Genomic DNA, 22,663 nt, shown 5'->3' with positions numbered 1-22,663 from the left:
CCCCGGAACAGCCTATGGCGGGGATTCGGCCCAGTTGTCCGGCCCGCCGCCCCGCCATTCGACGATCTCGGGGTCACTGAGGTCGATGTCTTCGGCGTCCGCCATCCCGGCCGCTGCGAGGAAGACCGGGATGTCGCTCATCTGGTAGGCGGTTCCGAGGACCTGCCCGTCGTAGCGCACCCGGCGCCATCCGTTGCCGTCGGGCGGATACACCACCAGAAGGGGTCCGCTCATGGGCCCAGCTTCGCCCCGATATCCCCGGCCCGCATCGCAGGACCATCGCCGAAGCCGCTGCCGCCGTATCCCGGCGGTCTCAGTGGCGCCGAGCCGCCCATGCCGTGCGGCTGCCGCGGACGGTCAAGTCCGTGCGGCGCAGCAGCGACTCCGCGGAGTCATCGGCCAGCAGGCGGTCGAGGGCATGGAGGTCATCCGCGGCCAAACGGTCGCCGACGCCGAAACGCATGGCGCTCAGCATGGTGTGGGCATAGCGTCCGGCGCTAGGCGGCGCCGGACTCACCGCGATGGGAAAGCTCCGCTCCTGGACGACCTCGAACCCGGCCCGCTCCAGATACGGGCCCCAGTTCGGGTGGGCGTTCCACCGCTCCTGCGCCGCCGCGTCATGGCAGCGCGTCTCCAGGCCAGGGCGGCCGATGCCGAGGTCGTCGGGAAGGAACCGGGGCAACGCGTCCATCTCGATGACCACGAGCAGGCCGCCTGGGGTCAGTGCCTCGTGGAGGTCGCCAAGGAGTCTGTCGGGATCCTTGACGTGATGGAGCGAGGAAGCGGCCCAGGCGAGATCTGCCGTACCGATCGGAGGCGAAGCAGCGTCCAGGTCGGTCTCCACGATCCGCAACCGCTCGGTCAGCCCCTGCTGGAGCGCCTTGGCGCCAAGGCGCTCCAGCAGCAGCGGCGACTGGTCGATCGCGACCAAGTCCGCCTGTTGGAAGCGACGGGCCAGTGCCAACAGGCCGGTGCCGGTGCCCGCGCCCACATCGGCGATGGTCCGCGGCGCAGCCGGGGCGTATCCGGCGACCCACTCGATCACCTCATCCAGGTACGAGCCGAGCACCTCGGCGTCCAGGTCCAGTACATCGGCCAGCCCCGCTTCACCGTGGTGTCCGCCCTCATGGTGGTCGTGATGGTGGTGTGTGTGCTTCTGTGCCATGGCGCCAGGCTAGACATGGTCATGCCTTGAGCGCATATCCTCTTGCCTATGGAGCAAGAACTCGACCTGGACGGCATGATCCGCCAACGCATCCGCGGTCTGCGCCTGGCCCGCGGTTGGACCCTGGACACCCTCGCAGCTCGCAGCCATCTCAGCCCGTCCAATCTGAGCCGCATCGAGACCGGGCGCCGCAGGATCGCCATCGATCAGCTGGTCCCCATCGCCAAGGCCCTGGACACCACCCTCGACCAGCTCGTCGAATCCCATGACGACGCGGACGTGGTGATCCGACCACAGGCCTGCGACTCCCCGGGGCTGACCAGCTGGCTGCTTTCCCGGGAGCGCTCACTACACGGAGTGACCGTAGCGAAGATGCGTATTACTCCCGACCGGCCGACGGGAGCGGAGCACCTGAAAGTACATCCCGGTCGAGAGTGGTTCACCGTGCTCTCCGGAACCGCCCGCCTGGAACTGGGGGAGCGCACCATCCTGATCCAGGAGGGCAACGCGGCCGAGTTCTCGACCATGACCCCGCACTCCATCGGCGCCCACGACGGGCCGGTGGAGATTCTCACCATCTTCGACGGAGAAGGGGAGCGCACCCACCTCCACGGCAACGACTCGGTGTGACACTCCGCCGAGGTGCGCGCGGGATCTCGGACGGACGGCGTTCACCCCGTACGTCACCGTGCCTGATGACGCCACCGCGCCCGCGGCCTCCGCTCTGCCTGGACATGGCGCAGCGGGTACGGCTGCCCGGCGGGTGTGCTGATCGGCGAGGTGCTGGCGTCGGGGTTTCGTCCATCTCCGGGTACTTCCGCCTCGCCGGCGAGGGCCCCTCGGCTCAGTGGCCCTCGGGTCAGTGGCCCTCGGCTCAGTAGTCCTCGGTTCAGTAGTCCTCGGGTTCCGGCAGGATTCTGACCGTCAGCGGCTGGGTTTCCCCAAGGAGGGTGAAGGAACCGCTGAAGTAGCCCCCCTCGTACGGCGCGTCGTAGTCGGCGGCGATATCGACGGTCATGGGGCGGAGGAAGGTGACCCGGTTCCCCGGGAAGTACCCGCTCGCGCTCAGGCCGTCGGGTGCGACGCGTGTGGTGCAACCCGGAGCGTCGCAGTTGGTGTTCAGGGCGATGATCCTGGTGTACGGGGGTGCCTCGATGTCGACGTAGCCCGGGCCGCGCCTGACCTGGCGGTCCGGCGGGATGGTCACCCTGCGGGCGACGCCTCCCGCCTGCAGTTCGGGAATGTTCTGCTGCGGAGGCACCGCGAGAGCCGCTCGCGCCGGCGCGGCGGTGGTGGGCGCCGCCAGCGCGGCAGGCGCGGCCAGACAGCCGAGCACCGCGGTGGCCGTGACCGCCAGGGCCGACCACCGCGCCTTCCTCGTGACCATGGTGGAGTCCTCTCCTCGAAAACACTGCCCGACGGCCGCGGTAGTGCGACGGCGGCCCAGTTCCCCGGCGATCCTTTGCCGCGTACAGCCGGAAATGCGGAAGAGGCGCGAGATTCCCCTGAAAGAGGGCAGCCATGGGGCCGGACTGCCGAGTGGGAGTGAGTGCGCGCGCAGCCGGACACCTCGGTGAGCTCAGCCACCCCAAAGGAGATGGCAGCCCCTTGGCGCTCCCTAGCCCACGTGCACGCGTGGTCGGCGTTCGGGGACGGGCTCGGCTCTGCGGAGGACCTCCCTGGTCACGGGGGCGGTCTCGCCGTCGCCGAAGACGAGGAAGCGCAGTAGGTGCCCCAGCGGAGCGCCCTCCGTCCAGGTGAAGTAGGCGTGCGGAACCTCGCCCGTGAGATCCCGCAGGCGTAGCAGGATCGCCGCGATCGCGTTGGGAACCGTCGCCGCCTCCACCCGGAGCCTGCGGACTCCGTGCTTCTCCTCGCCCCGGACCGTCAGGTCCGCCGTGAAGTCCGAGGAGTCCTTCACGAACACCTCAAGGAACAGCACCGGACGGCCGTCGGGGATATGGGTCTCCTGTCGCTGGCTGTACTCCTTCAACCGGTACTCGGCCGAAGTGTGTTCCGACGGCTCGTTCGCGATGATCCGCAGCGGCCCCGACGCCGAGGCCTCCTCGATGATGCGCGTCGCTGTGGCGTCGAAGTCCACCTCCGCGGAGCGCAGTTCGAAGGCGCGGTGCACCCGGGACGCGAAGGAGGTCATCACGATGACGATGATGAACAGCGCCGCGATCTTGATGCCGTCGGGGCGTTCGATGACATTGGCGACCAGGGTGTAGGCGAAGACCACGGTGATCACCCCGAAGCCGAGGGCAGCCCTACCGCGTCCCGCCCGGTGTACGGCGACCGTGGAGGCGAACGCCGCCGACAGCATCAGCACCAGGACGCCGGTTGCGTAGGCGCCACTCTGCTTGTCCACATTGGCGTCGAAGTACCAGGTGATGATGGTCGCGATGGTCACGAACACCAGCACCAGGGGGCGCACCGCCCGGGTCCACTCGGGAGCCATGCCGTAGCGGGGCAGGAACCGCGGCACCAGGTTGAGGAGTCCGGCGAGCGCGGAGGCTCCGGCGAACCACAGGATGCAGATGGTGGAGATGTCGTAGGCCGTGCCGAAGACCTCCCCCAGATAGCGGTGGGCCAGATAGGCGAGGGCACGGCCGTTCGCCGGGCCGCCCGCCTTGAAGTCGTCCTGGGGGATCAGCAGTGTCGTCGCCAGGCTGGAGAGCAGCAGAAACACACTCATGATCAGGGCCGCGGTGGTGAGCAGCTTGCGGGTGTCCCTGATGCGGCCCACGGGTCTCTCATACGTATCGGTGGGGCCTCCTTTGATCTGGGGCATGACGGCCACGCCGGTCTCGAATCCCGACATCCCCAACGCCAGTCTCGGAAAGACCAACAGCGCCACGCCGATCATGACGAAAGGTGAGGAGTGCTCCGCGGTCATGGCGTCCCACCAGTTCGGAACCACCACCGGGTCGCTGGCGACCTGCCAGGCGGCGGCTGCCAGGACCACCACATTGAGCGACAGGTAGAGGGCGACGAGGACCACGGCCACACCGATTGCCTCCCGGAAGCCCTTGAGGAAGACCGCGCCCAGCAGACCGATGAGCACCAGGGTGATCCAGAGGTTGTTGCCGTGCAGCCAGTTCGGTGCGTAGGGGTTCTCCACCACATGCGCCGAGGCGTCGGCGGCCGAAAGGGTGATGGTGATGATGAAGTCGGTCGCGGCGAACCCCAGCAGGACGAGGACGAACAGCTTCCCCGCCCACCAGGGCAGCAGCCGCTCCAGCATGGCGATCGAGCCCTCCCCGTGGGGCGACTCCCTGGCGACCCGCCGATAGACCGGTAGCGCTCCGAGCAGGGTCAGTGCCAGCAGTACCAGGGTGGCCAGCGGGGAGAGCAGGCCGGCCGCGAGTGCCGCGATGCCGGGCTGGTAGCCCAGGGTCGAGAAGTAGTCCACGCCGGTCAGGCACATCACCCGCCACCAGCGGTGTCCCTTGTCCTCGGCGGGCGGGTTGGCATGTGGCCCGGGGTGACGTGCGCTCTGCTCGCTCAGCCCCTGGAGCAGCCAGGCGCGGCAACGTTCGGCCGTGTCCCCACGCAGGGGCGCGGTGTGCTGCCGTTTGCCACTCATCGTCCGCCTTCCACCGAGGCCCACCGCTGGGATGACGCGTGCCAGAACTGCCGGATGGCTCGGGCGCCCGCCGTCAGACACCCGCCGTCAGTCACCCGCCGTTGGGCGCCCCGGGCTCCCCACGCTGACCGTGGACGCCCTGACGTAGACCCTTGCCACGCCCCGCTGGGGCGCACACCACCTCCCAGCGCTTCACCGACCGTCGTGAGTGAGTGAGTGAGTGAATGAATGAAGGAATGAGTGAGTGAGTCGTCAGTCAGCCACTCTGATCGGCCCGCTCCCATCGTCACCCGGCGATCCGTGCCCGGCAGCCGTACAGGTTCCGTCAAGAGCGCCCGTACCGCCGTATGGGACGCATCAACGAACCCGGCGGAGTGGCTGAAAAGGGGTTTCCTCGAACAGTCCTATCCCATTCCACTCAGGGAGCTCACGGTGGCCGATCTGGCCTTCGTCGTCACCATGGTCGCGGTGTTCGCGCTGGTGGCCGTTGTCGCCAAGGGGGTGGCGAAGCTATGACTGCCGAGAACGTCGTCGGTCTGATCGTGGCCGTCGCCCTGCTGGGCTATCTCGTCCTCGCCCTTCTGTACCCGGAGAGGTTCTAGCCCGGATATGAGTCCCGTACTTGCCGGTGTGCTCCAGTTGCTGGCGCTCATAGCGGCACTCGCCCTCGCCTACCGCCCGCTGGGCGACTACATGGCCCGCGTCTACTCCTCGGAGAAGCACCTCAAGCCCGAAAAGTGGATCTACAAGGCCATCGGCGCCAACCCCGACACCCAGATGCGCTGGCCCGCCTATCTCCGTGGCGTTCTTGCGTTCTCCCTGGTGAGCGTGGTCTTCCTCTATCTGTTGCAGCGACTCCAGGGGATGCTGCCCGGCTCGCTCGGCTTCCAGGCGATCGACCCGGACCAGGCGTTCAACACCGCGGCGTCGTTCGTCGCCAACACCAACTGGCAGTCGTACTACGGCGAGCAGGCCATGGGCCATGTGGTGCAGACCGGTGGGCTCGCGGTACAGAACTTCCTCTCCGCGGCCGTCGGGATAGCCGTCGCCATCGCTCTCGTACGGGGCTTCGCCCGCTCCCGCACCGGCGAACTGGGGAACTTCTGGGCGGACCTGGTCCGTGGCACCGTCCGTATCCTGCTGCCGATCTCGGTGGTCGCCGCGATCGTGCTGGTCGCGTGCGGCGCCATCCAGAACTTCGCCGGCATCCATGACGTCGGCCAGTTCCAGGGCGGCAGCCAGCAGTGGAACGGCGGCGCGGTCGCCTCCCAGGAGGCCATCAAGGAGCTGGGTACCAACGGCGGTGGCTACTTCAACGCCAACTCCGCCCACCCCTTCGAGAACCCCAACGGCATCTCCAACCTGCTGGAGATCTTCCTCATCCTGCTGATCCCGTTCTCGCTGACCCGCACCTTCGGTCAGCTGGTGGGCAGCGTCCGGCAGGGATACGCGATCCTCGGCACGATGGCCGTGATCTGGATCGGTTTCACCGCCTTGATGATGTGGACCGAGTTCGCTCACAACGGCCCCGCCTTCGAGATCGCCGGCGGCGCGATGGAAGGCAAGGAGACCAGGTTCGGCATCGGTGGCTCGTCGATCTTCGCCGTGGCCACCACCCTCACCTCCACCGGAGCGGTGAACAGCTTCCACTCCTCGTACACCGGATTCGGTGGCGGCATCACCATGCTGGGGATGCAACTGGGCGAGATCGCACCCGGTGGTGTGGGCTCCGGCCTCTACGGCATGCTCATCATGGCCATCATCGCGGTCTTCATCGCGGGCCTGATGGTCGGCCGCACCCCCGAGTACCTGGGCAAGAAGATCGGCACCCGGGAGATCAAGCTCGCCGCCTGCTACATCCTCATCACCCCCGCCCTGGTGCTCTGCTTCACCGCCGCCGCCATGGCACTGCCCACCCCGGGCAACTCCATGACGAACTCCGGCGCCCATGGCTTCTCCGAGATCCTGTACGCCTACACCTCGGGCGCCAACAACAACGGTTCCGCCTTCGCCGGCCTGAACGCCGACACCCAGTGGTTCAACACCACTATCGGGCTGGCGATGCTCCTCGGACGCTTTCTGCCCATCGTCTTCGTGCTGGCACTCGCCGGGGCCCTGGCCGAGCAGAAGCCCGTCCCCGAGACCGTCGGCACCCTGCGCACCAACAAACCCCTCTTCACCGGGCTGCTTGTCGGAACCATCCTCATCATCACCGGACTGACCTACTTCCCGGCCCTGGCGCTGGGTCCGCTCGCTGAAGGGCTCGCGTCATGAGCACGATGACACCCACCCGGGCACCACACCCGAAGACCCCGGCCGAACCCGCGGCGGCACCAGGCCGGGTCGGTGGCGGGCTGTTCGATCCCAGACAGCTCATCGCCTCCTTCCCCGACGCACTGCGCAAGCTGGACCCCCGGATGATGATCAAGTCACCGGTCATGTTCGTGGTGCTGATCGGCTCGGTCCTCACCACCGTCCTCGCGGCCCTCGACCCGGGAGACTGGTTCGGCTGGGCGATAACCGGCTGGCTCTGGCTGACGACCATCTTCGCCAATCTGGCCGAAGCCGTCGCCGAAGGCCGGGGCAAGGCGCAGGCCGACACCCTGCGCAAGGCCAAAACCGACACCGTCGCCCGCAGGCTGGCCGGCACCACCGAAGAGCGGGTGCCCGGCACCGAACTGCGCATCGACGATCTGGTGGTCTGCGAAGCCGGAGACATCATCCCCGGCGACGGAGATGTCATCGAGGGCGTGGCGAGCGTGGACGAGTCCGCGATCACCGGTGAGTCCGCGCCGGTGATCCGTGAGTCGGGCGGCGATCGCAGCGCGGTCACCGGCGGTACGAAGGTGCTGTCCGACCGGATCGTGGTCAAGATAACCACCAAGCCGGGGGAGACCTTCATCGACCGGATGATCAGCCTGGTCGAAGGCGCGGCACGGCAGAAGACACCCAATGAGATCGCACTCAACATCCTGCTCGCCTCACTCACCGTCGTCTTTCTACTGGCCGTCGTCACCCTCAAGCCGTTCGCCAACTACGCGGGCGCCGATGAGCAGACATCTCTGATCGTGCTCACCGCACTGCTGGTCTGCCTGATCCCCACCACCATCGGCGCACTGCTCTCCGCGATCGGTATCGCCGGCATGGACCGACTGGTCCAGCGCAATGTGCTGGCGATGTCGGGCCGAGCCGTCGAAGCGGCGGGCGATGTGTCCACCCTGCTGCTCGACAAGACCGGGACCATCACCCTCGGCAACCGTCAGGCCGCCGAGTTCGTCCCCGTCGAAGGGGTCAGCGCCGCCGAACTGGCCGATGCCGCACAGCTTTCGTCACTCGCCGACGAAACGCCCGAAGGCCGATCCATCGTCGTACTCGCCAAGGACGGCCATGGCCTCCGCGAGCGCGACCAGGGCCAGTTGGCGGACGCCGAATGGATCGCCTTCACCGCCCAGACCCGCATGTCCGGCGTTGACATCAACGGCCGACGCGTCCGCAAGGGCGCGACCGGCTCCATCGTCGCCTGGGTCAGGGAACAGAGCGGAACCATCTCCCCGGACGCCGACCGCATCACCGATGAGATCGCCGAAGCCGGCGGCACCCCACTGCTCGTCGCCGTTCAGGACTCCGCCGGCGCCCGGGTGCTCGGGGTGATCCACCTCAAGGACGTCGTCAAGGAAGGCATGCGGGAGCGGTTCGACGAACTGCGCCGGATGGGCATTCGCACCGTCATGATCACCGGTGACAATCCGCTGACCGCACGCGCCATCGCCAGGGAAGCCGGCGTGGACGACTTCCTCGCCGAAGCCACCCCCGAGGACAAGATGGCCCTCATCAAGCGGGAGCAGGCGGGCGGCAAGCTGGTCGCGATGACCGGCGACGGCACCAATGACGCCCCCGCGCTCGCCCAGGCCGATGTCGGCGTGGCGATGAACACCGGCACCTCGGCGGCCAAAGAGGCCGGAAACATGGTCGACCTCGACTCCAACCCCACCAAACTCATCGAGATCGTCGAAATCGGCAAACAACTCCTCATCACCCGAGGAGCACTCACCACCTTCTCCATCGCCAACGACGTGGCGAAGTACTTCGCGATCATCCCGGCGATGTTCGCCGTCGCCTATCCGGGCCTGGACCAACTCAACATCATGAGGCTGGCATCGCCCGAGTCGGCGATCCTCTCCGCGGTGATCTTCAACGCGCTCATCATCATCGCGCTGGTACCACTCGCCCTCAAGGGCGTGCGCTACCGACCCGCCAGCGCCGACCAGATGCTCCGCCGCAACCTCGCGGTCTACGGCCTCGGCGGCCTGGTCGCCCCCTTCATAGGCATCAAGATCATCGACCTTCTCATCTCCCTCATTCCTGGCATCGGGTGACGATCATGAACACCTCTCTGCGCAACACCGGACGCCTGATCACCGCCGCCGTCCGCACCCTCCTGGTGCTCACCGTGGTCTGTGGAGTCCTCTACCCGCTCGCCGTCACGGGAGCGGCCCAAGCGCTCTTCCCGGGCAAGGCGAACGGCTCGGAGGTGAAGGCGGACGGCAAGGTCGTCGGCTCCTCCCTGATCGGGCAGAGCTACTCGCTGCCCAAGGAGAACCCCGACGACGCCGACGAAGCCGCGCGGGCGGATCTCCGCTGGTTCCAACCGCGCCCGTCCAACGGGCTCGGCAGTAACAGCGTCAACACCCAGTACGCGCTCATCCTCTCCGGGGCCACCAACCGCTCCGGCGACAACGCCGAGCTGATCCAGTGGGTCAAGGACGCCAAGGCGGCCGTGGTCAAGGACAACTCCACCGCCACCCACCAGGTCAAACCGTCCCAGGTACCCGTCGACGCCGTCACCTCATCCGGCTCCGGACTCGATCCGCACATCTCACCCGAGTACGCCGAACTCCAGGTCCACCGGGTCGCCGAACGCAACGCACTGCCCGTCGGGAAGGTCGACAAGCTGCTCGAAGAACACACCGACGGCCGCATCCTCGGCTTCATCGGCGAACCCCGTGTCAATGTCCTCCAACTCAACATCGGCCTCAAGGAGCTGATGTCCCGGCCGACCTCCTGACCAGTGCCCGCCCCCACGGGGTGATGACACCGCGCCAACGGTCAGGACCCACCACCCCCGGGCCCTGACCGTTCCCCTCCGCGCACTGTGCGCGGGGGTGACCGAACGGGCCAGACGTACGGCGTCGGCAAGGACCTCGCGCGGCTGACGGGCGGGCTTAGCCGGCGGAGGTGTACGACCGGAGGCGGTCGCTATCCCTGTGCGTCGACGAGCTCCGTCAGCGCCTTTGCCACCGTCACCAGGCCAGGACCCGCGGGCCCGCCGGGCTCCCGCAGATAGAGGTCCCGACGGATCTCCACCATCAAGGCGCTGACCCTCGCGTCCTTGCCGTAGAACTCCAGCGGCACATAGGTGCCCGCGAAGGGAGTGTTCACCGCCGTATCGCCGCAGTGGGCGAATGCCTCGCGGGCCTGGGCGAGCAGCTCGCCGGGTGTGTGGAAACCGTCGGCGCCCAGACAGACCGGTGGGCGCGCGCCCTCGCCATGGAGTTCGTAGGGCAGCCGCCGCGACGGGTAGGAGTGCACATCGATCACCACGGCCCGGCCGGTAGCGGCCAGTCGGTCCGCCACCGCCGCGGCCATGGCCCGTGCGTAGGGGTGGAAGTACCGGGCGATCAGCGCAGCGGGGTCTTCGTCGGATGGTCTCAGCGTCTCACCCCGGGTGGTGCGGGTGTAGACCGCGCCCATGCCGACCGCCACCATCTCCTCGCGCTCATCGGGGAACCGCTCGGGGTCGATGACCAGCCGAGACAGTCCATTGACGAACTGCCACGGGGTGCTCCGGGCCCGCCCGGCTGCCTCAGCGGCCAGTTCCGCCGTGTGGGAGTCGGTGATGTGGTCGAGTTCGTCCTCCAACTCGACGTCACTGAGCACGATGCCCGCCCGAACGGAGGCCGGGATCGCCCGCGAGGAGTGCGGTACATGAAGGATCACCGGCGATCGGTCCCCGCCGGGCAGCAGCTCAAAGGAAGGGGCCGGCTCATCGTCCATGCGGTATCTCCTGGTCGAGCATCGTCCACCGTCCCATCGTGCTCCACAGAGAACGGGCAACCCCTGTGCGAGGGCGGCCCAGCGTGTGGGCCGCGGGGCTTCTCGTGTCAGCGCATGGCTAGCGCGGGTCGCTCACGGCGATGCCGTCCTTCTCCGGGCCCGGCACCGGACCGTTGCCTTCCGTAACCGTGGCGGCATCAACCGCCGGAGCCTCTGGCGCGGGATCGGCGACCGTCTGCTGGGTGCCGTCATGACACTCGGGCAGTGGCTCCTTGGGCTTGCGGCTCTCGCGCAACCGGACGCCCAGCGGTTCCGTCCAGCGTGCCGCCAGCGGCCCCAGCACCACCAGGATCAGCACATACGCCGTAGCGATCGGGCCGATCTTCGGTTCCGTACCGACGGCCAGACCCGCGATGACGATCGAGAACTCGCCACGAGCCACCAGCGCGCCCCCGGCTCGCAACCGGCCACGCGCCCCGATCCCGACCCGGCCCGCCGCGTACCAGCCGGTGAGGATCTTGGTGCCCGCGGTGACCACCGCGAGCAGCAGCGCGGGAAGGATCACCGGTGGGATGGCGGTGGGGTCCGTGGAGAGACCGAAGAAGACGAAGAACACCGCCGCGAAGAGATCACGTAGCGGAGTGAGCAGCTTCCGCGCTCCCTCAGCGACCTCACCGGACAGCGCGATGCCCACCAGGAAGGCGCCCACCGCGGCGGAGACCTGCAGTTCCTGGGCGATACCCGCGACCAGCAGGGTCAGACCCAGGACCACGAGCAGCAGCATCTCCGGGTTGTCCGATGAGACCGCGCGGCTGATCAGCCTGCCGTGCCGCAGTGCCAGATAGAGCACGATGCCGACCGCGCCGAGCGCGATCAGCAAGGTGACGCTGCCACCCGCCAGGCCGACCCCGGCGAGCAGAGCGGTCAGCAGCGGGAGATAGACCGCCATCGCCAGGTCTTCCATCACCAGGATGCCGAGGACCACCGGAGTCTCCCGGTTTCCGAGGCGGCCCAGATCGGTGAGCACCTTGGCGATCACACCCGAGGAAGAGATCCAGGTGACACCGGCGAGGGCGACCGCGGCCACCGGTCCCCAGCCAAGGAGCAGCGCGGCGGCCGCTCCTGGCAGTGCGTTGAGCACGAAGTCGACGGCACCCGATGGGTACTGCGTCTTCAGGCTGCCGACCAGTTCGGAGGCGCTGTACTCCAAGCCGAGCAGCAGGAGCAGCAGAATGACGCCGATCTCCGCGCCGACGGCGACGAAGTCCTCACTCGCGCTGAGCGGCAGCAGCCCGCCCGTCCCAAAGGCCAGTCCCACCAGCAGATAGAGCGGAATGGGGGAGAGGCCGACGCGTCCCGCGAAGCGGCCTATCAGCCCCAGCCCAAGAATGATCGCACCCAGTTCGATCAGAAGTGTGGTGGTGTGATGCACGCTCAGCCTCCGGCCATGATCTCGGCGAGGGCATCGACGCCCTCTCGGGTGCCGACCGCGACCAGGACATCGCCGAGAGCGAACCGAAAGTCCGGGCCGGGGGACGGATGCGCGCTCGTCCGGCGCAGTACCGCCACGATCGAGGCGCCCGTGCGCGAGCGCGCTTCGGTATCGCCGAGGAGGCGTCCCAGATAGGGGGAGCGGGAGCTGACGGGAATGTGCTCGGTGACCAGGTCGATCCCATCGGTCCTGACCGCGTCGATCGGCGCCGGGTCGATGAGGTGCGCCAGCGCGGTCGCCTCATGCGAGGAGAGCGGGACTTCCAACTGACAGGCATCGGGGTCGTCGGACGCGTAGAAGCCAAGGAAGCGCCGGCCGTCGTGGTGCACGACGACAGAGATATGACGTCCTGCCTCGGTGGTGAAGTCGTACTTCGTACCGACTCCCGGCAGTGAGGTGCGACGGGTGCCCATGCTCGCCTCCCAAGGCGTGGGTCGCTCTCTCACCGCGGGCGGGTGAGGAGGAAACTGGAATGAGGTGTACCGGACAGTCTACGGAAACGCATCAGGCCTGGTCGGAGGGGGCCGTCAGGGAGCGGGGGACCGATGGCGCGGATGTCGTACGGGTACGGGCACCCAGGTCGGTGTTCCGCCGGACTCCGCGAGTCCGGGGGCAAGCCGCGGTAGACGCCCGGAGGGCGATGCCCGGCCCGGGCGTTGACCCCGCACCCTGCCGCCCGTTCCGGTACCCGCGAAGCCGGAGTGGAAGGGGGGTCTCCTCCCGAAGTGGGCCGCCGGGCACGCCAATGCTCCGGGGGCGGAGCCGTGAGGCCCCGGTGGCAGGGCGTCAGCCCCCCGCCGCTCGATGGGCGAAGGAGAGCGGGTCCGACAGCACGTCCTGGACCACGAGGGCCGCCGCGCCTCTGGCCGCATCCGTAGCGGGAGACGAAGGGCGCAGCCGGGCGCTCGTTTGGGGCCATAGGCCCGAGACCACATGGGCGGAGAGCTCTAGGGCCGCCCCGGGGATCAACCAGGGTGCCAGCGGACCGTAGATGCCCCCGAGGACGACCGCCGCGGGATCGAAGAGGTTCACCGCGCCGGACAGCACCCTGCCCAGCATCAACCCCGCTTGGTTGAGCGCGGCCAGCGTCCTGCAGTCACCAGCGCGCGCCCTGCGTTCCAGTTCCGCCACTCCGGCCGCGCTGCTCGCCCGGTCGACATGGGCCGCGCGCAGGAGCGCCGACTGTCCCGCGTACTGCTCCAGGCACCCGCGTGAGCCGCACCGGCACTCCGGGCCGTCCGTCGCCACCACCACATGGCCGATCTCGCCGGCGAACCCATGGGCTCCCCGCAGCAGTTCCCCTTCGAGGACCAGCGCACCCCCGACACCGGACTCCCCCGTGAGATAGAAGAAGGTGCGGACCGTCCCCAGATCACCGAACCAGAGCTCGGCGAGGGCGGCCAGATTGGCCTCGTTCTCCGAACGGACGGGCAGGGCGGGCAGCTCCGGGCGGAGACCGGCGAGTGCCCGAGCGAACGGCTCCTCCGCTGCTACGCGGGTCCAGCCCAGATTGGGGGCCTGCCAAACCGAGCCGGACGCCACGAGCCCGGGCAGTGCCAATGTCGCTCCGACCGGGTGGAGTTCCTGTTCGGCGGCGGAGATGAGCGCCCGAGCCGCTATGGCTGCCGCGCGGCGGAGCACCTGCGCGGGGGCAGCACCGCGGTTGTCGAGGTGTTCCACCAGACGCACACGGTCCGTGCCCGCCAGATCCACCACACAGACCGATACGTAGTCGACATTGATCTCGGCCCCGATGCCGGCGACCCCGGTACGGGCCACCTTCAGCACGGTGCCCGGCCGGCCGGCCAGACCGCTGAACGTCTTTCCCGACTCGGAGAGGAAACCGATGGTCAGTAACTGCTCGACCAGTGAGGAGATGGCTGCCCTGGTCAGTCCCACCCGGGCGGAGACCCCGGCCCGGGTGATCTCTCCAGCATCGCGCACCGCACGGAGAACCAGGCTGAGATTGTGGCGTCGCACCGTGTCCCTGCCCGCTTTCGGCACCAGCGGGTCCCGGCTGACCGAGCTGGTCAGCCGCACGCGTGCGCGTGGTTCCACCTCAGCCCTGCGGCCCGCGGTATCCCAGGGACGCCTCGATCCGTCCGGCGAGTCCCTCCCGCTTTCTGGGGCCTCGCCCCGTGGAACCAGCCAGCCACGAGCGACACTTGCTGCCGAGGAGAAGGCCAAAACTCTCCGCGTCGTTCTCCTCGGACTGGTCGAAGCGGGTTCTGGCCGCCACCTTGAGGACGGTCGCCTGAAGGTCAGCCTCGTCCGAGAGGAGACGGGCGGCCACAGCCGCACCTTCGATGTGATGGGTACAGTGCCCGGCCTTCATATGCCACAACTCATGGCCCAGAATGACGAGCTGGTGGTCCGGAGCGGTCCGCTCCTCGATGACGATCAAGTCTTGGTCGGTCATGTCGAGCCAGAGTCCGCTGGCCGTGCCAGGTGGGAAGGTCGCCATCCGATACCGCACGGGCCGGCCCCTGCGCTTGCTCATCTGGCCGCACAGGGCGGCGTAGAGGTCGGCGGGCTCGGCTGGGGCGGGCAGATCGATTCCGGCTACCAGCTCGCCGCAGAGCCGACGCATTTCTTTGCCAATGCTCACCGTTCTCCTCTCCCCCTCCGCGGCCATACGCATACCTGCGGCATTAACCCTGCCCTGACATCAGGTCTCTTCTGAAGTCATGTTTCCGTCAGTCATGCGTCAGTCGGCTTCGATGAATCGGCCGGATCTGTCGGTTTGACGCTTTCGAGCAACATGTCGAGCCATTCGGTGACCTTGTCCCGATGCTTGTCGGTGGGCAACTGGGCGGCCCGCCAGGCGATGCCTCGTACCCCGTGGTCCTGGAGCAGCCGCTCCAGCGGATCGCCGTCGCCCGCGTAGTCCTGGAGCAGCCGCTGCTCGGTACGTTGCAGTGCTCCATTGAGCGCGTCCGCGTCATCGGCGGTCAGAAAGCCCGCGTGGACCTTGAAGAACCGCTGGATGGCGTCACAGTGCTCCATGGTCGGGCGGCGGTCGCCGTTGATCAGCGCCCCCGCCTGCTGGCGGGACATCGCGGCACCGTCGGCGATCTCCTGCTGGGTGTAGCGGCGGCCGTTCGGTTTGAGTCGAGTACGGCGCAACAGGTCAAACCGCTGGAGGAAGCGGGCCTGTAGGTCAGGCTGCCCGGCCTGTCTGCCCTCCAGCAGGGCGGTCACCACATCGAAGGGGACACCCGACGCCTCGGAGAGTTTGTGTACGTCAAAGACCTCGCCGTGGCTGAGTCCGAGTCTGCCTGCGAGTTCGGCGACGCGGGCAACCGACGCCGCCAAGGGGCCTGCGGTTGCCGGGCCCGGAACCAAGAAGCCGTCTGTCACCAGTAGGTCTCCTAGATCACGCGAGATGGCTCCGCACACAGTTGGCTGCCTGGAGATTATCCGTTTCCCGGACGGACATCCAGGTATTGCCACAGCTGTGGCGCGATCTCGGCGTTCAGCGACGTGGAATGCCACGATAGTTGACATAGCCGCTCCTGCGGTAGCAGGATCACCAGGCGGGGTGAAGATCAAAATGCGCTGCCGCAGCGGTACTTCGGGAAGCGGGAAGGGTGGCGTTCTCGATGACACATGAGGCGGGTGTTGACCGTCCTGGTGTCCACGGACGTCGAGGGTGCGCGGGGACAGGCCGCGGGACCCTCCGGTCGAGGAGGCTCACCGACATACTGCGCGGACGTCGGGAAGAGCTGGGGCTGAGCGAGGCGGACGTAGCCGCGCGGCTCGACATCAGTGCCCGCGCATACGGCAATTGGGAGCGTGCGGCTGCGGAGGAATGGACCGACGACAAGCTGAACGCGTTGGTGAAGGCCCTGGAGATGACCGACCAGCAGGGCGGCTGGCTCTTCCGGTTGGCGGTCGACCGCGAACCGCCCACGGGCCTCGGCGGTGGTGACCTCACTGGTGCGAAACGCAGGACGACCTCGCCGTTGGGCCCCGCACGTCCATCCGGACCTGCCTTCCCCTCCGGCCCCATCCGTGCCTACGTACCGCTGCCCACACCCGTGCGCCCGGCCGAGCCGGCGTCCGGCAACGACGCGCCGGACCTTCAGGACCCGAGCGTCCGGGCGTACCTACGGGACTACGCGGCCATGATGGACGCCGTGCCGCTGCCGTCGGTCCTCTTCGACCAGCGCTGGGACGTGGCGCATGTCAACCCCGCCTTCCAGGATCTGTTCCGTGGCGTGGGGGAGCACCCCACGGCGATGCCGGACCAGAACTTCCTTCGATTCGTCCTGTTCCACCCCGATGCGGGAGCGGTGCTGGGCGATCGGGAGACGAGTTGGTGCCTACCGCTCCTAGCCCAGCTGGAAACAGCTCTGGAGCGTTACGAGAACGATGGGGTGCTTCAGGCCATTCGCGGCGATATCGCGAATGACCCGATCATGGACGCCGCCTATCGGTTCGGACTGCCCCACTGGATGAGTGTGACGGGAGCGGCGGCCGTGCATCACGACGGGGCCGTACGGCCGCTGCATCACCCTGACCCTGAGTGGGGGCACGCTGAGTGCCGGATTGTGGATGAGACTCCAGCGACACTTCAGGACCGGGGATTCACCCGGATGACGCTGGTGCTGCGCGAGCGGCCATCCACATCCGGCACCCGGCGGGGTAAGACACATCTGCGAGCGGTCTCCGGCGGCTAGCCGGGTGATGTGGGCGTGCCGGGCGCGACCGGCCCGGCACGAAAGCCCTCCGCTGGGCCGGTTGGGGCTGGGCCGAAACCACCCGGCCCGCGGAAGGAACGACCAGGGGCGGCCAAGTGATCCCCCGGCTGCCGCGAGCCGCGCCCGCTCCCGCCCGCTCGGCGGGGCCCGTTCGTCCGCGCGCCGCGGCAGCACACGAGCGGAACGCGGATCGGTTTGGATGCCCCCGGACCTGACCTGCGTTGGCGCTGACAGTGCGCGCCGATGGCGGAATATCGCCCTCTGGGTGGCGTGCGGGGGCTGAACCCGGGCCGGTACCTCCAACAGGCCGACCGGCCCGCGGATCGGTCCGGCCGTACTCGAAGCGGTCCAGATCACTCGACAACCACCCGACCGGGCGGACCCGGTGCTGGGCGGACTCGGCGCGGAGCTCCATGCCGCTGACCGAGCGCCAGCAGGAGCGGACGCCTGGCAAGAGGCACGGGACGTCCACGCACCACTGGACCGCGCGGAACCCCGTCACCGTTCGGCCCTGGCGCTGGGCACCCTCCGACCGGCGCGGGTCCTGTGGCCGAGGGCCGTCGAGCGGACGCCCCGGCAGCGGCTTACCGCATGGTGACGCTCCACCAGGAACCGAGCACGGCCGGCCCGGGGCAGGACACATCCGGGACGGAGGCGCCGGTGCGGCCGAGTGACTCACCGGACTGAGGGCTGATCCGCCCCAGAGCGCGGCAGTCCTCAGGGCGGCTCCTCCCGTTCTCGGAAAGCGGTTGCCGTCGACCCGGTTTCCGAAGGGCCGAGACCGCACCCCACCAGCCCCACCGGACCGCGTCGTGTTTCCCTGTGTGCGGCGAACCCGTGCCCGTGGACGCTGAGTCGCCTCGCCGGGCCGGGGCGCGGTCCCTGGCGTGCCGCGAAACCATGCCCGCCGACGCTGGGTGATGTACATCACATCCATTTCGCGAACCATCCCACCCCCCGTTCCCGACGAGCAGATGTGAACGTCACAACGGGCGACCAACCCGACGACGCCGAGCTGCTCGCCGCGCTGAGAGAGCGCGATCGGGTCGCATTCGAGGCGCTGTACCGCCGCTATGCGCCCTGGCTCAGCGCGCGGTTGCAGTATCGGTGCGCCGATCCTGCCGAAGTCGACGACATCGTCCAGGAGGCCTTCCTCTCGGTGTGGCGGCGCTGCACCGAGGGACGACAGCCCGAAGTGCAGGACTTCGCCGGGTGGCTCTGGCGGATCGCCGCCCGCCGCCTCGCCGACGCCGCCCGCACCCATGGCAGCCGCGGCCGGATACAGCGCGCACTCGACGCCTTCCGGCGTACTCCCACGCCTTCGGCCGAGGAGCAGGTCCTGGAATCGGGCGAGTTCGGTCCCGTACGGGCCGCCCTGGGGCGGCTTCCCCCCGATCTGAGGGACGTCCTCCAGGCCACCGTCCTCGAAGGACTGACGACCCAGCAGACCGCACAGCGGCTACGGCTGCCCACCGGAACCGTCAAATCCAGAGCCCAACGCGCCCGCAGACGACTCCGCGCGGAACTAGCGGAACCCTCACCCCGCCCTGACGACGCCTTACCGCACCACCCACCAGAGAGGCAGCAGCGTTGATGGAGCACCCCCCGACACCCCATCCACCAGGCGAGGCACTGCGCCACTACGCGCTCGGCACCCTTCCCCCCGAATCCCGCTGCCGCCTCGAACCCCATCTGGAGCACTGCGCACCCTGCCGCTCCCGACTGGTCCCCTTCGTCGACGCCACCGCGGTGGAACGGAACTGGCACGCCCTGGACCGGGCCATCGACCTCCCCACCCCAGGACCCTGGGAGCGAGTCCTGCTCGCTCTCGGCGTGCCCGACGACGCGGCCCGGCTGCTGACCGCCACCCCCGCGCTCCGTGCCACCTGGCTCCTCGGCACCTGCTTGACCCTGGTCTTCGCGGCACTGACCGTGCGGCTCGCCGAACCCGGTGGGCCACCACTCATCTTCCTGACCGTCGCACCCCTGCTCCCCGCGGCCGGGATCGCCGGCACGCTCGGCGGCCGCCTGGACCCCGGATACGAACTGGGCAGGGTCGCCGCGCCCAGCGCCTTTCGGCTGGTGCTGCTGCGCACCGCGGTCGTCCTCGCGACCACCGCCCTCCTCACCGCCGCAGCCTCCCTCGTCCTGCCCCGGTGGGGTCCCGCCGCCTTCGGCTGGCTGCTGCCCTCCTGCCTGCTGACCGTCACCAGCCTGCTGCTGTTGCCCCGCATCGGCTCGCTGCCCGCAGCCGCCACCACCTCGGTCGCCTGGCTGAGCGCGGTGACCCTCACCCGACACTCCGGAGCGCTGTTCTCCCTGCCAGGGCAGTCAGTACTCGCCGTGCTGCTGCTCATCGCCCTGACCCTGCTGATCCTGCTACGCGCCGACTTCGACTTCCAGAAGGGCATCCGCCTGTGAAACCACCACCCCCCGCACCCCTGGCCACCGACACCGGAGCAGCGGCCGAACCCGTATCCCCCGGGGCCAGCACTTCCGTACAGGGGCTAACCGTCCGCTTCCGCGGCACGCTCGCCCTCGACGGAGTGTCACTGACCCTCTCCACCGGGGTCATCGGCCTCCTCGGCCCCAACGGCGCCGGCAAAACGACCCTGCTGCGCATCCTCGCCACGGCCCTGGTCCCCGACCGGGGAGAGCTTCGGATCCTCGGCAGAAACCCGCTGGTCCCCACCGAGCGGCAGGAGATCCGCCGTCGACTGGGCTATCTGCCCCAGACCCCGGGATTCCATCGGCAATTCACCGCCTTTGAGTTCGTCGACTACATCGCCATCCTCAAGGAACACACCGAGCGAGCCGCGCGCCACGAGGAGGTCCGACGGGTCCTGGCAGCCGTCGGGCTGAGCGAGGAACGGGGCAAGAAGATGAAGTCGCTCTCCGGCGGGATGCGCCAGCGGGTCACCCTGGCCGCCGCGCTCATCGGAGAGCCCGAACTACTGATCCTCGACGAGCCGACCGTGGGTCTCGACCCCGAACAGCGGCTGCGATTTCGCGACCTGATCGCCGAGTTCGCATCCGATCGCACCGTGCTGCTCTCCACCCACCAGACCGAGGACGTCACCGCGCTCTGCCATCGCGTGGTCGTACTGGAGGCGGGCCGGGTCCGCTGTGACGAGACCCCGGAAGGCCTGTGCGAGATCGCCCGCGGACGTGTCTGGTTCGGCGAGGACCGCGACCCGAGCGCCATCGCGGGCTGGCGCACCCGCGCCCGTACCTACCGCAACATCGGCACCCCGCCACCCGGCGCCGAACTGGCCGAACCCACCCTTGAGGACGCCTATCTGCTGCTGAACTCTACCCCGGACGGAGCAGCGGAATGACGGTAGCCGAGCAGGTCCGCCCCACCGCACTGCCGCTGACCATGGCGTCGGCCGCCGTCCGCGCTCTGGCCTGGTGTGAAGCACGCCGACTGCTGCGCCACCCGGCCGTACTGGTCTCACTCGCACTCTGTCTGACCGTCTGGGCCTACCCCACGGCCAGCGGACTGACCGAGTACCCGGTGCTCCACGAAGAGGACCAGGTACTGCAACTGGAACTGCTGCTGCCGGCCGCCGGGGTGCTTCTCGCCTCCCATATGGCGGTGGTACGCGCCGCACGCGAGGGCACCGCCGCCTGGCTCGCGACACTGGTTCTGACTCCCGCGCAGCGCGTCGCGGCTCATCTTCTGGCGCTGCTTCCCGTCGTGGCGCTGGTCGCGACCCTCGCGGGGATCAGGTTCTGCTGGCTGGCGCTACTCCCCGGGGCCGTGAGTAGTCCATCGGCGGCCGAACTCGCCACCGGGCCCGCTCTCGTACTGATCACCGGCGCTCTCGGGGTACTGATCGGTACGGTGACCCGCTCCATCGCGGCGGGGCCGATCACCCTGGTCGTGCTGGGATTGGTCACCATCGCGGAAGCCCTCTTCGGGTACATGGCCTCCCCATGGCGGCGGTTGGATCTGATCGACTCCGACTTCGGCAGCGGCGACTCGCTGCCCGCCGAGCTCATGGACCGCCCCGCAGAACTCCATCTGCTCTATCTCCTGCTGCTCACGATCGCCTTCGGGGCGTTGGCGCTGCTGCGATCCGGACACCGCGGTCGGGTGGTCAGCGGCACCGCGGTACTGGCGCTCGTCGGGGTGATCGCGACCGGAGCGGCCCAACTGCGTCCGCTGCCCGAGTCGGTGTCGGCAGCGAGGAAACGGGCCGAGGAGGCTCCGGCGGCGCTCCACACCTGCGTACGCAAAGGGGTGGTCACCTACTGCGCCTTCCCCGAGTTCATCGACAGGCACCGGCAGTGGTCCCAGATCACGGACGGCATCGTGCGCCGGGTTCCGGACAGTGCACGCCCTGAACCCATCACCGTCCGCCAGCGCCTGGCACCCATCACCACCCCAGGCCCGGGGGTCGTCGTGGAGGCACGGCCGAACCGCTGGGCCGAGGACGATCGCCGCGCGGGCACTCCGGGCGCGGTCTCGGTCGGCACGCACTGGGGCAACGGCAGCGATGCGGCGGATGACGATGTCAGTGGCTATGCCACCGCACTCGCCCGGCGCATCATCGAGGGCCCGTCCGAAGCCAACGGCGAAGCGGTCTGCGGTGGTCGGGGGATTCTCACCGTCTGGCTCGCCGGCCAGGCGACCAAGGAGAGCGAGTCCGCCATCCGCTCCCTGCTGGTACGGCACTACGGCATGGTGATCGGCTTCGGCGGGATGCTGGAGACCACCGCCGTGGAAAGCCCCGATGTGAACCTCGCCCTGAAGCTGCTCGACCGGCCCGCCGACGAGGTCGGAGAAGTGGTCGAACGGCACTGGGACAAGCTGACTCACCCCGCCACCACCAGCGCTCAGGCCGCTCGCATCCTGGATGTCCCACCTCCGGCGGCCATCGACTCCACTGAGAAGAGCATCTATTCATGCCCTCACTGACCCCTGGGGCCGCGCCCGGCCGGCAGTCCGATCCGGTGGCGCTGGGACACGTCCTGCGGGCCGTACGCCCACTGCTCCCCCATGAGTTCCATGCGGCACGCACCATGCCCCTGCTGTTCGGAGTACTGCTGGGGACCGTGCTCTGTGCCGCGGCCCCCGCCTTCCTCCAGCCGCCCGATCCGAGCGGCGCGGTCACACTGCTGCGGTTCGCCGCCGTCCTGGGCGGCCTGGGGCTGGCCTTCGTCCTGGACGATCCCGCGAGCGACATGACTGCCGTATGCCCCTCGCCGTGCTGGCTACGACGCCTGCTGAGGGTCATCGGCGGGCTGATGGTTCTTACCGCCGTGTGGTGGCTCGATATCGCCCTGCTGATGATGGCCCTACCGGATGACGCGCGCTCCGCCCTGCCCCTCGCGGATCTGGCAGCCGAGTGTCTGATCGTGGCACTGGTGGCCGTGGCGCTGACGCTTGTCGGGCTACGGCTCACCCGGGGGCTCGGTGGCGGACTGCTGGGCGGGGCCGGAGTGGTCCTCTTCGCCGTGGCGTTGGCCGTGCTTCCGGCGGAAGCCGCCTTCTACGCCCAACCGGACGACGTCCGCGGCTGGGCCGAGTCACTTCCGCGCTGGCGGCTCCTGGGCGCGGTGGCGTTGTCGACGACGGTCTTCCTCCTGCCCAGACAACCGTCCGGCAAGAGCTAGCGCGCCCGGAACCCGGCAGACACCAGGCCAACCCGGCA

22 protein-coding genes are annotated in these 22,663 nt (G+C 68.7%); 12 read left to right on the top strand and 10 right to left on the bottom strand.

The features are described 5' to 3' along the window. Positions 1-12: 12 nt before the first annotated feature. Together NBG84_RS00870 and NBG84_RS00865 are read right to left on the bottom strand one after the other, a co-directional pair. Positions 13-234, bottom strand: a complete 222-nt coding sequence (locus NBG84_RS00870) for a hypothetical protein (protein ID WP_250917237.1) — start codon at positions 232-234, stop codon at positions 13-15. 79 nt (positions 235-313) lie between these two features. Then, positions 314-1,165, bottom strand: coding sequence for a class I SAM-dependent methyltransferase (locus NBG84_RS00865; RefSeq protein ID WP_250917236.1), 852 nt, complete (start codon positions 1,163-1,165; stop codon positions 314-316). A 48-nt stretch (positions 1,166-1,213) separates the two neighbouring features. On the opposite strand from NBG84_RS00865, the gene NBG84_RS00860 reads away from it, so the two are divergent. Next, complete coding sequence (locus tag NBG84_RS00860) at positions 1,214-1,795, top strand: helix-turn-helix domain-containing protein (protein ID WP_250917235.1); 582 nt, start codon at positions 1,214-1,216, stop codon at positions 1,793-1,795. 259 nt (positions 1,796-2,054) lie between these two features. Here NBG84_RS00860 and NBG84_RS00855 read toward each other — a convergent pair whose 3' ends face one another. Then, complete coding sequence (locus NBG84_RS00855; protein ID WP_250917234.1) at positions 2,055-2,552, bottom strand: hypothetical protein; 498 nt, start codon at positions 2,550-2,552, stop codon at positions 2,055-2,057. Positions 2,553-2,783: 231 nt separating this feature from the next. Beyond that, positions 2,784-4,754 (bottom strand): APC family permease, encoded by a 1,971-nt coding sequence (locus NBG84_RS00850; RefSeq protein ID WP_250917233.1) that lies wholly within the window; start codon positions 4,752-4,754, stop codon positions 2,784-2,786. Positions 4,755-4,994: 240 nt separating this feature from the next. Here NBG84_RS00850 and NBG84_RS00845 point away from each other — a divergent pair, with 240 nt between their 5' ends. Genes NBG84_RS00845 through NBG84_RS00825 form a run of 5 tightly spaced genes read left to right on the top strand, consistent with a single transcriptional unit; the run spans position 4,995 to position 9,819 of the window. After that, entirely contained in the window at positions 4,995-5,270 is a 276-nt protein-coding gene (locus NBG84_RS00845; RefSeq protein WP_250917232.1) for a hypothetical protein, read from the top strand. After that, positions 5,267-5,356 carry a K(+)-transporting ATPase subunit F gene (gene kdpF, locus NBG84_RS00840; protein ID WP_037823947.1) on the top strand — a complete coding sequence of 30 codons (90 nt, stop codon included), beginning with the start codon at positions 5,267-5,269 and terminating at the stop codon, positions 5,354-5,356. The genes NBG84_RS00845 and kdpF overlap by 4 nt, the downstream gene beginning before the upstream one ends. A 7-nt stretch (positions 5,357-5,363) precedes the next feature. After that, a complete protein-coding gene (kdpA, locus tag NBG84_RS00835; protein WP_250917231.1) occupies positions 5,364-7,028 on the top strand; it encodes a potassium-transporting ATPase subunit KdpA in 1,665 nt (554 codons plus the stop codon). Further along, positions 7,025-9,130: a potassium-transporting ATPase subunit KdpB gene (gene kdpB / locus NBG84_RS00830; protein WP_250917230.1), complete on the top strand. Its 2,106-nt coding sequence runs from the start codon at positions 7,025-7,027 to the stop codon at positions 9,128-9,130. Before kdpA ends, kdpB begins: the two co-directional genes overlap by 4 nt. A 5-nt stretch (positions 9,131-9,135) precedes the next feature. Next, positions 9,136-9,819, top strand: coding sequence for a potassium-transporting ATPase subunit C (locus NBG84_RS00825; protein ID WP_250917229.1), 684 nt, complete (start codon positions 9,136-9,138; stop codon positions 9,817-9,819). Positions 9,820-10,010: 191 nt separating this feature from the next. Here the strand turns inward: NBG84_RS00825 and NBG84_RS00820 are convergent, their stop codons facing one another. The 6 genes from NBG84_RS00820 to NBG84_RS00795 form a co-directional block, all read right to left on the bottom strand. Further along, positions 10,011-10,808 (bottom strand): N-formylglutamate amidohydrolase, encoded by a 798-nt coding sequence (locus tag NBG84_RS00820; protein ID WP_250917228.1) that lies wholly within the window; start codon positions 10,806-10,808, stop codon positions 10,011-10,013. Between the two features lie 118 nt (positions 10,809-10,926). Continuing rightward, complete coding sequence (locus tag NBG84_RS00815) at positions 10,927-12,240, bottom strand: cation:proton antiporter (RefSeq protein WP_250917227.1); 1,314 nt, start codon at positions 12,238-12,240, stop codon at positions 10,927-10,929. A 2-nt stretch (positions 12,241-12,242) separates the two neighbouring features. Further along, positions 12,243-12,713, bottom strand: coding sequence for a cation:proton antiporter regulatory subunit (locus NBG84_RS00810; protein ID WP_250917226.1), 471 nt, complete (start codon positions 12,711-12,713; stop codon positions 12,243-12,245). A gap of 373 nt (positions 12,714-13,086) precedes the next feature. Then, on the bottom strand, positions 13,087-14,340 hold the full coding sequence (locus tag NBG84_RS00805) for an ROK family protein (protein WP_425608550.1): 1,254 nt from the start codon (positions 14,338-14,340) through the stop codon (positions 13,087-13,089). Positions 14,341-14,359: 19 nt separating this feature from the next. Then, on the bottom strand, positions 14,360-14,890 hold the full coding sequence (locus NBG84_RS00800) for a toxin-antitoxin system, toxin component (protein ID WP_250917312.1): 531 nt from the start codon (positions 14,888-14,890) through the stop codon (positions 14,360-14,362). Positions 14,891-15,000: 110 nt separating this feature from the next. Further along, positions 15,001-15,660 carry a helix-turn-helix transcriptional regulator gene (locus NBG84_RS00795; RefSeq protein WP_250917225.1) on the bottom strand — a complete coding sequence of 220 codons (660 nt, stop codon included), beginning with the start codon at positions 15,658-15,660 and terminating at the stop codon, positions 15,001-15,003. A gap of 242 nt (positions 15,661-15,902) precedes the next feature. Between NBG84_RS00795 and NBG84_RS00790 the strand changes: the two genes are divergently transcribed. The 6 genes from NBG84_RS00790 (at position 15,903) to NBG84_RS00765 (ending at position 22,625) form a co-directional block, all read left to right on the top strand. Continuing rightward, complete coding sequence (locus tag NBG84_RS00790; protein WP_250917224.1) at positions 15,903-16,982, top strand: helix-turn-helix domain-containing protein; 1,080 nt, start codon at positions 15,903-15,905, stop codon at positions 16,980-16,982. Positions 16,983-17,979: 997 nt separating this feature from the next. Then, positions 17,980-18,597: an RNA polymerase sigma factor gene (locus NBG84_RS00785; protein ID WP_250917223.1), complete on the top strand. Its 618-nt coding sequence runs from the start codon at positions 17,980-17,982 to the stop codon at positions 18,595-18,597. Then, positions 18,597-19,424 (top strand): zf-HC2 domain-containing protein, encoded by an 828-nt coding sequence (locus NBG84_RS00780; RefSeq protein ID WP_250917222.1) that lies wholly within the window; start codon positions 18,597-18,599, stop codon positions 19,422-19,424. Before NBG84_RS00785 ends, NBG84_RS00780 begins: the two co-directional genes overlap by 1 nt. 20 nt (positions 19,425-19,444) lie before the next feature. Then, positions 19,445-20,341 carry an ABC transporter ATP-binding protein gene (locus NBG84_RS00775; RefSeq protein ID WP_285366224.1) on the top strand — a complete coding sequence of 299 codons (897 nt, stop codon included), beginning with the start codon at positions 19,445-19,447 and terminating at the stop codon, positions 20,339-20,341. Next, positions 20,338-21,927 (top strand): ABC transporter permease, encoded by a 1,590-nt coding sequence (locus NBG84_RS00770; protein ID WP_250917220.1) that lies wholly within the window; start codon positions 20,338-20,340, stop codon positions 21,925-21,927. Before NBG84_RS00775 ends, NBG84_RS00770 begins: the two co-directional genes overlap by 4 nt. Next, entirely contained in the window at positions 21,915-22,625 is a 711-nt protein-coding gene (locus NBG84_RS00765) for a hypothetical protein (protein ID WP_250917219.1), read from the top strand. Before NBG84_RS00770 ends, NBG84_RS00765 begins: the two co-directional genes overlap by 13 nt. Positions 22,626-22,663: the final 38 nt, after the last annotated feature.

The organism is Streptomyces albipurpureus, from assembly GCF_023701525.1.
In the GTDB taxonomy this organism is placed as follows: domain Bacteria; phylum Actinomycetota; class Actinomycetes; order Streptomycetales; family Streptomycetaceae; genus Streptomyces; species Streptomyces albipurpureus.
The sequence above is the reverse complement of the archived record's forward strand: the minus strand, read 5'-3'. Positions and strand labels throughout refer to the sequence as shown.